A 480-nucleotide genomic window follows, 5' to 3' on the forward strand; every position below is an offset into this window, starting at 1 on the left:
TGGTTTTGTTGTAATAAAATTCGCCTTTTGGGCTGATCTCAACGGTGCGGATGTCATTTTTGTTGCGTGGCCCATCGGGGCTGCCGCCACTGGGCAATTTCAACTGGATGCCCTGCTCAAGGAGGGGGGTGGTGATCACGAAAATGATCAGCAGCACGAACGCCAAATCCAGCAGATGCGTGATGTTGATCTCGCTGAGAGTCACCAGGGCGCTGCGTTGGGAGAAGCGTCTCATGCAAGCTCCCTATTCCTCCAGATACTCCGTTTCCATTTTGGAGACCAAGTCCTGCGCAAAGTTGTCCAGTTCGACCGTCAGGACGCGCAGATTATGGACCAGCCAATTGTAGCCGAACATCGATGGAATGGCGACGAGCAAGCCGGCCACAGTTGTGATCAGGGCGGCGGCAACACCGGGCGCCATCGTGGTGAGCGAGGCGCTGCCGGACTGGGCAATGTGGCCAAAGGTGCTCATCACACCCC

General features: G+C 56.5%; 2 protein-coding genes. Both read right to left on the reverse strand.

The genetic code is table 11. The annotated features are described in order from the left end of the window. On the reverse strand, positions 1 to 235 hold a 235-nt coding region (locus tag F6X68_RS33150; protein ID WP_192581669.1), incomplete at its 3' end, for a biopolymer transporter ExbD. A 9-nt stretch (positions 236 to 244) separates the two neighbouring features. Beyond that, positions 245 to 480, reverse strand: a 236-nt coding sequence (locus F6X68_RS33155) for a MotA/TolQ/ExbB proton channel family protein (RefSeq protein ID WP_192581670.1), incomplete at its 5' end; no start/stop codon positions are given.

This window comes from Micromonospora sp. AMSO12t (assembly GCF_008806585.1).
Classification (GTDB): domain Bacteria; phylum Actinomycetota; class Actinomycetes; order Mycobacteriales; family Micromonosporaceae; genus Micromonospora; species Micromonospora reichwaldensis.